This is a genomic window from Pseudaestuariivita sp., from assembly GCF_052825805.1.
Genome location: NZ_JBRBVB010000003.1, coordinates 171,084 through 183,910 on the forward strand (window position 1 = coordinate 171,084; position 12,827 = coordinate 183,910).

Genomic DNA, 12,827 nt, shown 5'->3' on the forward strand with positions numbered 1-12,827 from the left:
CCGGAGGCTCCCTCCGCCGGTCACCCGCCCAAACGTCACACGTTCAGGCACCCAGCGGGACGGCGGGCGGGGCGTCGCCCCTCGGCGCGCGCCGTCCCGCCAGTCCTTTAGAACAGCCCTTCGATCTGGCCATCCGCGTTCAGATGGATCGCCTCGGCGCTCGGCACACGCGGCAGACCCGGCATTGTCATGATCTCTCCGCAGACCGCCACGATGAAGCCCGCCCCCGCGCTCAGCCGCACTTCACGCACCGGCACTGTGAACCCGGTCGGCGCGCCGCGCTGGCCCGGATCGGTCGAGAACGAGTACTGCGTCTTGGCCATGCACACCGGCAAGTTGCCGTAGCCCTGCTCTTCCCACAGAGCCAGCTGGTCGAGGATCTTCTTGTCCATCACCGCCTCGTCGGCGCGGTAAATCTTCTTGCACACCGTCTGGATCTTCTCGGCAAGAGGCATGTCATCCGCATACAGCGTCTCGAACTGCGCCTCGCCTTTCTCGATCACCTCGACGACCTTCTCGGCCAGCGGCGCCGAGCCTTCCGAGCCCAGCTCCCAGTGACGGGACAGGACCGCTTCGGCCCCCTGCTCGGCCACGTAGTCCTTGACCGCCTGCACTTCGGCGTCCGTGTCGGTGACAAAGTGGTTGATCGCCACAACCACCGGCACGCCGAACCCTTTGAGGTTCTCGATGTGCCGTCCCAGGTTCGGGCACCCCGCCTTGACCGCGTCCACGTTCTCGGCGCCCAGGTCCGCCTTGGCCACGCCGCCGTTCATCTTCATCGCGCGCACGGTGGCCACACAGACCACCACCGACGGCGCCAGCCCCGCCTTGCGGCACTTGATGTTCATGAACTTCTCGGCGCCCAGGTCCGCGCCAAAGCCCGCCTCGGTCACCACGTAGTCCGCCAGCTTGAGCGCCGTCGTCGTTGCGATCACCGAGTTGCAGCCGTGTGCGATATTCGCAAACGGGCCGCCATGCACAAAGGCCGGGTTGTTCTCGAGCGTCTGCACCAAGTTCGGCTGCATCGCGTCCTTCAAGAGCACCGTCATTGCGCCGTCCGCCTTGATATCGCGGCAGTAGACCGGCGAGCGGTCGCGACGGTAGGCCACAATCATGTCGCCCAAACGCTTCTGCAGGTCCTGCAAATCCTTGGCCAGACACAGGATCGCCATGACCTCCGAGGCCACCGTGATGTCGAACCCCGCCTCGCGCGGAAATCCGTTGGCCACACCGCCCAGCGACGCCGTGATCTGGCGCAGCGCCCGGTCGTTCATGTCGACCACGCGCCGCCAGGTCACCCGCCGCACGTCGATTTCAAGCGAATTGCCCCAGTAGATGTGGTTGTCGATCATCGCCGACAGCAGCGAGTGCGCGCTCGTGATTGCGTGAAAGTCGCCGGTGAAATGGAGGTTCATCTCCTCCATCGGCACAACCTGCGCCATGCCGCCCCCCGCGGCGCCGCCCTTCATCCCAAAGTTCGGACCCAGCGACGCCTCGCGGATACAGATCATCGCGTTCTTGCCGATGTGGTTGAGCCCGTCGCCCAGACCCACCGTCGTCGTCGTCTTGCCCTCCCCCGCCGGCGTCGGGTTGATCGCGGTCACAAGAATGAGCTTCCCGTTCTCGCGGTCCTGAACCGAGTTGATGAACTCCTGAGACACCTTCGCCTTGTCATGCCCGTAGGGCAACAGCGACGCGCCATCGATGCCGATCTTGGCTCCGATCTCGCCAATGGGCTTCTTCTTCGCCTCGCGTGCGATTTCGATGTCGGATTTGTAGGCCATGACGATTCCTCCCGCCGTTCGCCGTATGCAGTTGCGTACGGTCTAGACCCAGCGGGGTCTCCATGTGCAGGGCGATTCCGACACAAACTGTTCGGGAACCGGCGAAGGCGGGCGCTCGGCAGAGCCAATCGGAAACGTCTGCCGCGTCAGGGCGCCCAGGCGCGTTGATCAGGAACATGCAGCCGCAATGTGTCGCCCACTGCGAGCCGCCCCTCGGCGGCGACCCAAGCGGTCACGCCGCGCTTGTCTTCGGCGGCCCGCTTGAAACTCTTTCCAGTGCCGGGTTCGGCCTTGTCGAGCGACTTTCCCGGCCAATGGCACGGGCGGTTTTCCATGTCGATGGTCAGCGTTGCACCCGACGGCGCCTGCAAGCGTGACGAGGGCGGGACATGGGTAAAGTCCGCGATGCCGCGCACCACCATCGATGCGCCAAGTCTGGCGGGATCGACCGAATCCACGCCCATCGCGGCGGCAATCGCCTCAAGCTCTTCAGCGCTCACGATGCTCAGCTGGCGTTCGTTCCGGATCGGGGTACCCTTGGCATATTGCGACGTCACCCGGCTGCAGGACGCACGGGTCTCCCCGCTGTGAAACGCACCCGCAATCCCGGCAAAGGTGAGGTCAAAGGTATCGCGCGGCTCGGCCCACAGCTCCTCGCGGTCATCCGTCATCACGCAGCCCAGCCATGTGATCTCGGCAAAATGGTCGGTAGGTTTGAGGGCCGGCATGCGCATCTCCTGACTGGTTCCGACAGGTCTAGCCGATAGACTGCGCCGAACCCAAGAACCGTTTTTGGATTGACCGCGTGATGACCCAGACCCCGCATCCCCTCGACACGTATCATGCGCAATCGGGGCGGCTGGAGCCTGTCTGGACGCTCGAGGTGCAGACCTTGCCGGAGGACACCGACAGGATCCTCGATGCGGTGATGGCCGTTTATCCGCTCAGCTACGGGCGCTATCAGCGCAACGCGAGCATCTCCGCCGTGGGTCGCGAGACCGCGCAGCCCGAGCCGGGCTCGACCACGGACACGCATGTGGATGGCTTCACGCCCGGAGCGACAGAGACCTACCCGATGGTCGAGCTCAAGATTTCGGTGCCGCGTGATCCGTGCACCTTGGCCAAGGTGATGGACGCCGTGATCTGGGCGCACCACTACGAAGAGCCTGTGATCTTTGTCCGTGAGGATTGGGTGAGCCGCGCGGCTTACGACCCGCAAAGCGACAATCCGAACCGCTGGTGGAACAACGGACGCGGGCTCCCGGAGCGGCTTTAGCCCAAACGCGAAACGGCGCACCTTGGTGGCGCGCCGTTTGCAATTGTCATTGTTGTGCCGATCTTACGAAGGCTCCGGCTCCATGTCGCCCAACGGCTTGGACCGAGGCTTCGTCTTCGGGATCGCAGTGACCGACGGCGCATTGCCCGAAGGCTTTTCGTCCTCGTCGTCCTTCTCGGCTTGCGGCGGCTCGCCCCGCATCACGCGTTTGATCTCGTCGCCCGTCAGCGTCTCGTATTCGAGAAGGCCCTGCGCCAGACGCTCCCACTCCTCGTTCTTCTCAGTGAGGATCTTGTAGGCGCGGTCATAGGCTTCGGCGATAAAACGTTTCACCTCTTCCTCAATCAGCTCCTTGGTCTGCGCCGACACCGAAAGGCCAGCCGTCTGGCCCGAATAGCCCTCCGCCGCCTCACGGTAATCGATGTTGCCGACCTTGTCCGACATGCCCCACTGCAGGACCATCGCACGCGCCAGCGCGGAGGCCTGCTGGATGTCTCCCGCCGGCCCGTTCGAAACGTTGTCCTCACCGTACTTGATGATCTCGGCGGCCTTACCCGCCATGGTCATAGCGAGCTTTTCCTCGCATTCCGACTTGTGCCAGTTCAGACGGTCGATCTCGGGCAGCGACACCACCATCCCGAGCGCGCCTCCGCGCGGAATGATCGTCGCCTTGTAGACCGGATCACATTGCGGCAGCTCGAGGCCAACCACGGCGTGGCCCGCCTCGTGATAGGCCGTCTTTTCCTTTTGCTCGTCGGTCAAGACCATGCTGCGGCGCTCGGCGCCCATCATGACCTTGTCCTTGGCGTTCTCGAAATCCTCCATAGTCACGAACCGGCGCCCGACACGCGCGGCCATCAGCGCCGCCTCGTTCACGAGGTTCGCGAGATCCGCACCCGAGAAGCCGGGCGTGCCGCGCGCGATGATCCTCATGTCCGCATCGGGACCCAGAGGCACCTTGCGCGCGTGCACACCGAGGATCTTCTCGCGGCCTTTGATGTCGGGATTCGGCACGGTCACCTGACGGTCGAACCGGCCCGGGCGCAGCAACGCCGGGTCCAGGACGTCACGACGGTTGGTGGCCGCGATGATGATCACGCCCTCGTTCGCCTCAAAGCCGTCCATCTCGACCAGCAGCTGGTTGAGCGTCTGTTCGCGCTCGTCATTCCCGCCGCCATAGCCCGCACCCCGGTGCCGGCCCACCGCGTCGATCTCGTCAATGAACACGATACACGGCGCGTTTTTTTTGGCCTGCTCAAACATGTCGCGCACGCGGGACGCACCCACGCCCACGAACATCTCGACGAAGTCCGAGCCCGAGATGGTGAAGAACGGCACACCCGCCTCGCCCGCGATGGCGCGCGCGAGCAGCGTCTTACCCGTGCCCGGCGTGCCGACCAGCAGCGCGCCTTTAGGGATTTTACCGCCCAGCGCCGAGAACTTCTGCGGATTGCGCAGGAACTCGACGATCTCTTCGAGCTCTTCCTTGGCCTCGTCGATGCCGGCCACGTCGTCGAAAGTCACGCGTCCGTGCTTTTCGGTCAGCATCTTGGCCTTGGACTTGCCAAAACCCATCGCACCGCCACGGCCACCGCCCTGCATCCGGTTCATGAAGTAGATCCAGACGCCGATCAGCAGCAGGAACGGCAGCAGCGACAGGATAAAGGTCTGGAATCCCGACTGCTCCTGTTGCTCCACCGACAAAGGCACGTTCTGGTCAATCAGCAAGTCCGTGACATTGGCATCCTCGGGCTTGATCGCGACGTATTCGTTGCCGTCCACACCGCGGAACCTGATCTGTTCGCCATCCAGCGTGACCGCCGTGACCGCGTCATCGCGCACGGACTGCACGAACTCCGAATAGCTGATTTCGCGGCTTTGACCGGTGGCGCCGCCTCCGTTGAAGAGCTGGAACAGCGCCAGGATCAACAGAAAAAGGACAACCCAAAAGGCGATGTTGCGTGCGTTTCCCAAGGAATTTCTCCGCTCGTGCGTGGTGACGGGCTGCCTACCACATGGACCTGAAGTCTTAAATAGAGATCAACGGCGCCGCTTCAATGGCGCCCATGCTGCGGCAAAGGCGCCACCGGGCGGCTGGAGATGCGCGGTATAAGGCGGGCCAAACGCCGCCGGGGCAAAGGCGGCAAGCGCCTTTCCATCAAAAAGCGCGGGCATCGCCACCAGCGACTTGTACAGGATCCCCTCAGGCCTATGCGGCAATTGGCGCGTGCCGGCATCGCCCAGAGCCTGGATCGTGAGCCCCTGCACGAGTTGCCCGGAAATGCGCCAACGGCTGTCCCACAAACCATCACCGACCTGCACGGTAAGGCTCTCCACCGCCGCCAGCTCGCGCGTGACGCGCAGACTATCCCGCGTGGTGGTGATCAGGCACCCATGCCCGCTGAGCGCGCCACCGGACGCCGCCCGATCCAGCACGTCCTCCAGCAGACTCGCGCGCGGGCGCAGCGGGTGCGACGACACGTACCGCAACGCCTCTGCCAAGAGCCTCAGCGCCGTCTCCCCATCGAGCGCCGTCAAATGATCGCGGGACAGGATCACATCCCCGGTTGTCCCGCAGATCTCGACCTCGCGCGCCGCCTCGAACGCCCGCGTCTCCAGCGCCGCGCGCGCGCGCGCCATGCGCTCCGCCGTTGCCGCCAGCGTCTCGACGTCCATCCCCAGCCGCGCCAGCTCCGGCATCGCCCTGCGCAGCGCCACCCGGTCAAAGGCCGGGTCGTCGTTGCTCGGATCCTCCACCCAAGGCGTGTGGTAAAACCGCAAATGCGCCCTCAGCGTGTCCCGCCTTTCGCTCAGCAGTGGACGGACAACGTCCATCCACCCCGGCCTTACACGCGTCCCATTGCGCGGCTCCCACTGCGGCGGCCGCGGCCCGTCGACCTCATCCGCGCCAAGCGGCTCCGAAGGCCCGGACCACACCCGCCGCACGTCCTGCATAGCCGACAGCCCATCGACCCCCGACCCACGCGCGAGACGCATCAGAAAGGTCTCCGCCACGTCGTCACGCGTGTGCGCCACCAGCACGTGGGTCAAAAGCCCGCGCCACCGGTCGATCAGCCCGTACCGCGCCTCCCGCGCCCTGGCCTGCAGATTGCCGGACCCGTCCCAGCCGCCCCAGCGCAGCGTCGTGTGGCTCAAACCCAAGGCCGCACATTCACGCTTCACAAAGGCCGCCTCCGCGGCAGACCCGTCCCGCAACCCATGGTCCACCGTCACAATCCATAGACGCACCCCCATGTGCCGCGCCCAGCCGTGCGCGAGCAGCAGCATCGCCATGGAATCAGACCCGCCCGACACTGCCAGCGCCACGTCGGTCGGAAAGTCAGGCCCCAAAAGCTGCCCCATCCGATCACCAAACCGCGCCGGCAATTCGGGGTCACAGCGGTCCTGAGCTTCTCTGGTTCTCAAATACCTAAAGTCCCGACCGCCGCCCCAGGTACACGGTCAGCTGCAGCCAAGCGACGCCCGCGCCTGCGCGGCCTGCGCCGCAAACGGATCGCCCTCGAACAGCAGACCCACTTCCGTCAACGTGACGCACGCCTCCTGCACCTTGCCCAGCCGGCCCAGCGCCTCGCCCACGCGAAAGAGCGCCTCAGCCGCGAAAGGGCTTTGCGGATACGACGAATAGCTGTCCAGATAAGCCCGCGCCGCGCTGCGCGTGTCACCTTGCGCATCCAGCGCGCGGCCAAGGCCGATCAGCGCCTCCGCCTCGAAGGGAGAGCCCGGATACGCCTCACGGAACGCGGCGAACCGCGTCGCCGCCTGCGTATAGTCACCCGTGTCCAGCGCCTCTTGAGCTGCTTCAAAATCCCCCTGCTCACCGACCGCCAGCTGCGTGTCCGAGACGGGCTGCGAAGCGACCGGCGAGGATGGCTCAGCAGAGCCACCACCCAGCGTCGAGGTCTCGCCAAGCTGGCTGACGTCACCGCCCTCGAGCTCGACCAGTCGAAACTCCAGATCACCGATGCGATTGGTGCCGTCCTCGATCACGCGGCGCAGGCGAAACTCCAACTCCTCGGTGCGGCCCGTCAGACGCTGGATCTCCGCCTCGATCGCCGCCACCCGGTCAAGCACGGACCCTGACGCCGACGCGCCGGACACGCCGCCCGGCGCCAGCTCAGCCTTGAGCGCGGTGATGTCCGCGTTCAGCCGTTCCAGATCGCGGCGCACGTCGGCCAGCGTCGCGTCCTGCGCCCAGACCGGCGCAGCAAGAAACGCAAGGCATAGCGATGTCCAGATCAGCCGCATCTTCATCCCCCTCGCGCCAGCAGGCTGCGTCAGCTCGTCAAACCGCCCGAAATGATGGTCACCGCCCGCCGGTTCTTCGCGTAACACGCCTCGTCCGAGCAAATCTCGATCGGGCGCTCCTTGCCGTAGCTGACCACGCGCAGGCGGCTCTCGGGGATGCCTTGCGACACCAGATACTCCTTCACGGCGTTGGCGCGCCGCGCGCCAAGCGCGAGGTTGTATTCGCGCGTGCCCTGCTCGTCGGCATGACCCTCGATCACGGCTTGAAAGACGCCGTTCTCCGTCAGCCAACGCGCCTGTCCGTCGAGCGTGCTCCGCCCCGAGGCAGTCAGCGTCGCCTGATCCACTTCAAAAAGGACCCGGTCCCCGATCGTCTGCGCAAAATATTCGGGCGAGTTCGGCGCCGGTCTCGCAGGCTCCAGAGGCTCAAGCGCCGCGGGCGCCAAGTCCTCACCGCTTGCTCCGCCACTGCCACCCCCAAACCGGTCGGCGCTTGCACAGGCTTGCAGCGCCACAAGGCCGCCGATCAGCAAAGCCGCTCTGCAAAGCCGGGTCATGGAAAAGATCATCGAACTGCCCTCATGTCATTTTGCGCGGAACGCTACCACGGCGGCGGAGCCCCGCAAAGCGTCATGCCCGCACCGCGCGGCACCCCGCCGATCACATGGCCACGCGGGCGGCAGTGCCCACCTTACTGCAGCGGCGACCAGGACGGATCGGACGCCCCATCCGGCGTGCGCACCCGTTTGAGGTTCCGCCCGGACACGTCCACGGAATAGAGCGACGAGGTCCCCTGCGCGCCCTGCGTCTCGCGCGCAAACATGATGACCCGCCCGTTCGGCGCCCAGGTCGGCCCCTCGTCGAGAAAGGACGCCGTAAGCAGCCGCTCTTCGGACCCGTCCGTGCGCATCACCCCGATGTGGAACCGGCCCTTGGACTGTTTGGTAAACGCAATCAGATCCCCGCGCGGTGACCAGACCGGCGTGCCGTAGCGCCCCTCGCCAAAGGAGATGCGCTGCGCCTCCCCTCCGCCCGCCGGCATGATGTAAAGCTGCTGCGAGCCCGACCGGTCACTCTCGAACACCAGCTGGCTGCCGTCCGGGCTGTAGGAGGGCGCTGTCTCGATCCCCGGCGCAGACGTCAGCCGCGAGGCCCCGCCCGACGCGAGGTCCAGCGCGTAAAGGTCCGTGTTCCCGCCAGTCGTGAGCGAGTAGACGACGCTCTGCCCGTTCGGCGCAAAGCGCGGGGCAAAGCTCATCGTGCCGTCACCCTGCTCCAGCGCGCGGCTCTGCACGTTGCCCACGTCCAGCACCTTGATCCGCGGAAAGCCCGACTCGTAACTCGTATAGAGCACCCGGTCCCCAGTCGGCGAAAAGCGTGGCGCCAGCACCAGCGCCGAGCTGTCCGTCAGGTACTGCACATTCGCCCCGTCGTAATCCATAATCGCCAGCCGCTTGCGCCGGTCGTCCTTGGGACCGGTCTCCGAGACAAAGACGACGCGGCTGTCAAAGTAGCCGCTCTCCCCGGTCAAGCGGGTGTAGACCGCGTCGGCCACCTTGTGCGCCATGCGGCGCCACCCGTCTTCGGTGCCGGAGAATTGCAGACCCGACCCAAGCTCCTGACCAGCAAAGACGTCGTAGACGCGGAACTTGACCACCAGATCGCCCGACCCGGACGCCGAGACCGCGCCCGTGATCAGCGCCTGCGCGTTGATCGCGCGCCAGTCGGGAAACGGGACAGGCGCCGAGAACGACGTCACTTGGCTGATGAACGCCTGCGGGCTGATCTGCCGAAACAGCCCGGTGCCGTTCAGATCGTCCGCCACAACTTGCGCGATGCGCTGGCCCCACTCCTCGGCCCCCGCCGTCTCCGCCACAAAGGACGGCACGGCATAGGGCAGCGGCTCGACCACGCCCTCGGTGATCTCGATCCGCAGCGGTCCGTCCTGCGCCAGCACGGGCGCCGCCATGCCCAGACCCCAGCACAGCGCAAGCATCGTCAGAACGCGCATCATCATCTCAGCCTCATGCTTTCGGGGTTAAAGGTCATCTCGACCTCCCGCCATTGCTCGTACTTGTCCTGCGGCAGGCCGTAGCCGTCCCGCTGGCAGCGTAGCACAGCCCGGCGCGCAGCCTGAAACGCTGTTTGCTGCGCCTGCTCCGTTCCGCCGACCGCCGATTGAAACCGCACCGGCCCGTCCACCCGGCCCGCCGGATCAAGCGCGAAGGCCACGGTCACCACCACGTTCGCCGCCGTGCTGCCCACGTCGACGTTCCAGCACTCCTGCACCGCAATGCGGAACGCCTCGGATTCGCCAAAGCTCAGCGGAGGCCCTGCCGGAGCCTGCGGCTCCGCCGGCTCTGCCGCAATCGCCTCGTCGAGAAGGTCCTGCACAACCGAGTCCACATCCGTGGCCGTCTCCGTCTCGGGCGCAGTCTCTGGCTGGGTCTCGCGCTCAGGCTGAGCTTCGGGCGCAGAGACCGGCTGAGGCCGCTCCGGCCGCACGCGCGGACGCAAGGAGGCCGTGACCGCTGTGTCGACCTCGTCGGCCTCGGTCACGATCTCGGTGGTGGCAGCCTCGGGAGCGGTCTCCTCCTGTGCCTCCTCAGCCGTCTCTGCAGTCTCATCTGGAACGGTGGCCGTCTCCGCCTCCGGCGCAGGCGCTGCCTCTGGCTCGGGCTGGGCCACCGGCACGGGGGCGACCCGCGGCGCCGGTCGCGGCCTCGGGCGCACGCTGCTGTCCGGGGCAACAGGCCCCACCACAACGGCACCGGGCGCAGGCTGCTCGGGAGGGGTGTCCGTCACCTCCGCCTCCGGCACGGGCGTTGCAACCGACGACACGTCCGGGGCCTCCTCTGGAAGCGGCGCTGGCGTCGGCGCTGGTGCAGGCTCAGGTACCTGCGCTGGCTCCGGCTCTGGCGCGGGCGGCACAGGCGCAGGCTCTTGCTCCGGCTCCGGCGGTTCAGGGGTTTCCTCCACGGTCACTGCATCCGGCGGGCTCTCTGGCAACGTCAGCGCCGCCCATTCCGCGCCCGTCACAACCGTGACCTCGGTGAACTCCATTTCCACCGGCACGGAAGCAAACACATCGCCCAGCAGCAGCCAGCCGATCAGCGCGGCGTGTCCGGCGCCCGAGATATAGTGACCGACATGCAAAGAGGTGACTGGCAAAGCTGCGCGCGCCTCAACCCGGATCGGTGTCGAGCGTCGGCCCGCCGATGTCCGTGACCAGCCCGATGTTCGAGAACCCGCCCGCGTTCAGGGCGCCCATGACCTGCATCACCGCCTCGTACGGCACTGCCCCATCCGCGCGCAGGAACACCCGGTCCGAGCTGCGCTCTTCGGCAATCGCGCGCAGCATCCCCACCAGCGCCTCACGCGCCACTGGCGATTCCTGCACCATCACGCCGCCATCTGCGGTAACCGTCACGGTCAGCGGCTCTTCGGCCTCCGACGGCAGCGCATTTGCCGCCGTCTTGGGAAGCTCCACCGGCACGCCCACCGTCAGCAAAGGCGCCGCCACCATGAATATGATCAGCAGCACCAGCATCACATCCACGAACGGCGTCACGTTGATCTCGGACATCGGCTTGGCCCGGCCACGGGTGTGCCGCCTCCGGCGCCCGCCCCCCGATTGCCGCTCGATCGTGCCCGCGCCCATCGCTCAGCTGTCCAACTGGCGCGAGAGGATCGTGGCAAACTCGTCGGCAAAAGCTTCATAGCCCGCCACGACCCGATCCACATCCGAGCTCAGCTTGTTATAGGCCACCACCGCCGGGATCGCCGCAAGCAGGCCCAGCCCGGTCGCCAAAAGCGCCTCCGCAATGCCCGGCGCGACGACGGCAAGGTTGGTGTTCTGCTGCTCGGCGATCTCGATAAAGGCGTTCATGATGCCCCAGACAGTCCCGAAAAGCCCCACAAAGGGCGCCGTCGAGCCCACGGTCGCAAGCACCGGCAACCCGCGCCCCAGCGCGTCCGCCTCTTTGGCGATGGCCACATCCATGCTGCGGTCGATCCGCGCCTGCGCACCCGCAATCAGGCCGCCATCATCGCGATGCGAGCGCCGCCACTCGATCATCCCGGCGGCGAATATGCGCTCTGCCCGGCCCTTCGGCTCGGTCCCGATCTGATCGAAAAGCCCGTCGAGCGGCTCCCCCGACCAGAAGGCCCGGTCAAACCGCGCCGCCTCGCGCCGCGCCCGCCGGATCACCAGCGCCTTTTGCACGATGATCGACCACGCCCAGAACGACGCCACGATCAAAAGCAACATCACCAATTTGACCGTGATCGTCGCCCGCGCGTAAAGCGCCAGCAGCGTGTAGTCCTGCCCGCCCGCGGCCGACAAAAGCTCCGTTTCCATGATCCCGCCCGATGCTCCCAATTCTGGTTTTGGGTTTGGCGCGCACGATACCGCAGGTCGCGCACCTCTGCCAAGCACGGCACGCAGCCTAGGCTGATTCCCGCGCTTTACGTAAGGGCGTCCCGCAGCGCCTGCGGCAGCCGCGTCGGCGCGCCCGCGCGCGACAACGCCACAAGCGTGACCTCCGACGCGTAAAGCCGCTCGCCTCCCCGCAACACGACCTGCTCCAGCACAACCCGCGCCGGCTTCCGGCTCAGGACGCGCGTCTCGACGCTCAGACAATCGTCAAAAAGCGCAGGCTTCAGAAAATCGCTCACGATCCGCCGCACCGCAAAAACCACGCCGGCCTGGCGCAGCGCGTTCTGGTCGATCCCGAGCCCCCGCACCCAGTCGCTGCGCGCCCGCTCCACGAACTTGAGGTAATTGGCATGGTAGACGATCCCGCCCATGTCCGTGTCTTCGTAATAGACCCGCAGCTCGAACCGGTGCACCACAGCTCAGACCGCCGCCATCTTGGCCACCCGCGCCGCCAGCCGCACCGCGTGGCTCGCGTCCTGCGCCATCGCCGGCAACACCGGATCATAGGCCGCCCGGATCAGCTGCGCGACCTCCGGCCTCAGCATGACAACCTCACCGGCCTGCGCAAGCGCCGACCGCTCGGTAAAGGCCCGGTCCGACCACAGCAAAACCGACTGCACCACCTGCGACAGCGCAAGCGTGTCCGCCGGCACCTCCGCCATCGCCGCATCCATGCGCACAAAGACGAAACAGGCCCGGATCGCCCCGGCCTCGTCAAACCGGAAAATCCGGTACTGGTTGGCATCTGCCGCCTTGAGCCGACCCACCAAAGGCGCAAGGTCCGGCACAAGCCCGTCAAGCCCCGGCACCGCCAAAAGCTCGTCCCAGTCCCGAAAGAAGAACCACATGAAATTCGAGCCGAGCTCGGGATCGGTCTCCGCAACCTCGAGCCCTGCGAGCGCACTCACCGCCTCAATCGCGCCCTTGATCACATCGAGTGTCGCATCCTCGACCCCGAACACCACCGGCGCCATCGGCCGCCCCCAACGTGCAAAGAGAAAGTCCCCGCCCGACCGCGTGAACAACGCTTCGATCTCAAAGGGCTCCATGAGGCTTCATCTTC

Annotated in this window: 13 protein-coding genes; 1 reads left to right on the forward strand and 12 read right to left on the reverse strand. The window is 66.3% G+C overall.

Features of this window, described 5'->3' with window-relative positions:
• Positions 1 to 107: 107 nt before the first annotated feature.
• Together ACU0B3_RS05190 and ACU0B3_RS05195 are read right to left on the reverse strand one after the other, a co-directional pair.
• Positions 108 to 1,784, reverse strand: a complete 1,677-nt coding sequence (locus ACU0B3_RS05190; RefSeq protein WP_446259764.1) for a formate--tetrahydrofolate ligase — start codon at positions 1,782 to 1,784, stop codon at positions 108 to 110.
• Positions 1,785 to 1,930: 146 nt separating this feature from the next.
• Positions 1,931 to 2,512, reverse strand: coding sequence for an MOSC domain-containing protein (locus tag ACU0B3_RS05195; RefSeq protein WP_446259765.1), 582 nt, complete (start codon positions 2,510 to 2,512; stop codon positions 1,931 to 1,933).
• A gap of 80 nt (positions 2,513 to 2,592) precedes the next feature.
• Between ACU0B3_RS05195 and ACU0B3_RS05200 the strand changes: the two genes are divergently transcribed.
• A complete protein-coding gene (locus ACU0B3_RS05200) occupies positions 2,593 to 3,060 on the forward strand; it encodes a hypothetical protein (protein ID WP_446259766.1) in 468 nt (155 codons plus the stop codon).
• Positions 3,061 to 3,123: 63 nt separating this feature from the next.
• Here the strand turns inward: ACU0B3_RS05200 and ftsH are convergent, their stop codons facing one another.
• The 10 genes from ftsH to ACU0B3_RS05250 all read right to left on the reverse strand — a co-directional run bounded on the left by ftsH (position 3,124) and on the right by ACU0B3_RS05250 (position 12,813).
• Positions 3,124 to 5,034: an ATP-dependent zinc metalloprotease FtsH gene (gene ftsH, locus ACU0B3_RS05205; RefSeq protein ID WP_446259767.1), complete on the reverse strand. Its 1,911-nt coding sequence runs from the start codon at positions 5,032 to 5,034 to the stop codon at positions 3,124 to 3,126.
• Positions 5,035 to 5,100: 66 nt separating this feature from the next.
• A complete protein-coding gene (tilS, locus tag ACU0B3_RS05210) occupies positions 5,101 to 6,423 on the reverse strand; it encodes a tRNA lysidine(34) synthetase TilS (RefSeq protein WP_446259768.1) in 1,323 nt (440 codons plus the stop codon).
• Positions 6,424 to 6,522: 99 nt separating this feature from the next.
• The gene (locus ACU0B3_RS05215) at positions 6,523 to 7,332 is read right to left on the reverse strand and encodes a tetratricopeptide repeat protein (protein WP_446259769.1); all 810 of its coding nucleotides are present in this window, start codon (positions 7,330 to 7,332) and stop codon (positions 6,523 to 6,525) included.
• A gap of 23 nt (positions 7,333 to 7,355) precedes the next feature.
• Positions 7,356 to 7,883 carry a peptidoglycan-associated lipoprotein Pal gene (pal, locus tag ACU0B3_RS05220; RefSeq protein ID WP_446260201.1) on the reverse strand — a complete coding sequence of 176 codons (528 nt, stop codon included), beginning with the start codon at positions 7,881 to 7,883 and terminating at the stop codon, positions 7,356 to 7,358.
• Between the two features lie 134 nt (positions 7,884 to 8,017).
• Positions 8,018 to 9,340, reverse strand: a complete 1,323-nt coding sequence (tolB, locus tag ACU0B3_RS05225) for a Tol-Pal system beta propeller repeat protein TolB (RefSeq protein WP_446260202.1) — start codon at positions 9,338 to 9,340, stop codon at positions 8,018 to 8,020.
• Positions 9,340 to 10,497 (reverse strand): cell envelope biogenesis protein TolA, encoded by a 1,158-nt coding sequence (locus ACU0B3_RS05230; RefSeq protein ID WP_446259770.1) that lies wholly within the window; start codon positions 10,495 to 10,497, stop codon positions 9,340 to 9,342. The genes tolB and ACU0B3_RS05230 overlap by 1 nt, the downstream gene beginning before the upstream one ends.
• Before the next feature lie 13 nt (positions 10,498 to 10,510).
• On the reverse strand, positions 10,511 to 10,987 hold the full coding sequence (tolR, locus tag ACU0B3_RS05235; RefSeq protein WP_446259771.1) for a protein TolR: 477 nt from the start codon (positions 10,985 to 10,987) through the stop codon (positions 10,511 to 10,513).
• Positions 10,988 to 10,990: 3 nt separating this feature from the next.
• Entirely contained in the window at positions 10,991 to 11,686 is a 696-nt protein-coding gene (gene tolQ, locus ACU0B3_RS05240; RefSeq protein ID WP_446259772.1) for a protein TolQ, read from the reverse strand.
• Between the two features lie 107 nt (positions 11,687 to 11,793).
• Complete coding sequence (gene ybgC / locus ACU0B3_RS05245; RefSeq protein WP_446259773.1) at positions 11,794 to 12,180, reverse strand: tol-pal system-associated acyl-CoA thioesterase; 387 nt, start codon at positions 12,178 to 12,180, stop codon at positions 11,794 to 11,796.
• Between the two features lie 3 nt (positions 12,181 to 12,183).
• Positions 12,184 to 12,813 carry a hypothetical protein gene (locus tag ACU0B3_RS05250; protein ID WP_446259774.1) on the reverse strand — a complete coding sequence of 210 codons (630 nt, stop codon included), beginning with the start codon at positions 12,811 to 12,813 and terminating at the stop codon, positions 12,184 to 12,186.
• Positions 12,814 to 12,827: the final 14 nt, after the last annotated feature.

What these genes read in the sequence shown, in the direction of transcription:
- tilS (WP_446259768.1), bottom strand. Translation starts at nt 6,423, where the DNA reads ATGGGGCAGCTTTTGGGGCCTGACTTTCCGACCGACGTGGCGCTGGCA.
- ACU0B3_RS05195 (WP_446259765.1), bottom strand. Translation starts at nt 2,512, where the DNA reads ATGCCGGCCCTCAAACCTACCGACCATTTTGCCGAGATCACATGGCTG.
- tolR (WP_446259771.1), bottom strand. Translation starts at nt 10,987, where the DNA reads ATGGGCGCGGGCACGATCGAGCGGCAATCGGGGGGCGGGCGCCGGAGG.
- ACU0B3_RS05190 (WP_446259764.1), bottom strand. Translation starts at nt 1,784, where the DNA reads ATGGCCTACAAATCCGACATCGAAATCGCACGCGAGGCGAAGAAGAAG.
- ACU0B3_RS05250 (WP_446259774.1), bottom strand. Translation starts at nt 12,813, where the DNA reads ATGGAGCCCTTTGAGATCGAAGCGTTGTTCACGCGGTCGGGCGGGGAC.
- pal (WP_446260201.1), bottom strand. Translation starts at nt 7,883, where the DNA reads ATGACCCGGCTTTGCAGAGCGGCTTTGCTGATCGGCGGCCTTGTGGCG.
- tolQ (WP_446259772.1), bottom strand. Translation starts at nt 11,686, where the DNA reads ATGGAAACGGAGCTTTTGTCGGCCGCGGGCGGGCAGGACTACACGCTG.
- ACU0B3_RS05200 (WP_446259766.1), top strand. Translation starts at nt 2,593, where the DNA reads ATGACCCAGACCCCGCATCCCCTCGACACGTATCATGCGCAATCGGGG.
- tolB (WP_446260202.1), bottom strand. Translation starts at nt 9,340, where the DNA reads ATGATGCGCGTTCTGACGATGCTTGCGCTGTGCTGGGGTCTGGGCATG.
- ACU0B3_RS05215 (WP_446259769.1), bottom strand. Translation starts at nt 7,332, where the DNA reads ATGAAGATGCGGCTGATCTGGACATCGCTATGCCTTGCGTTTCTTGCT.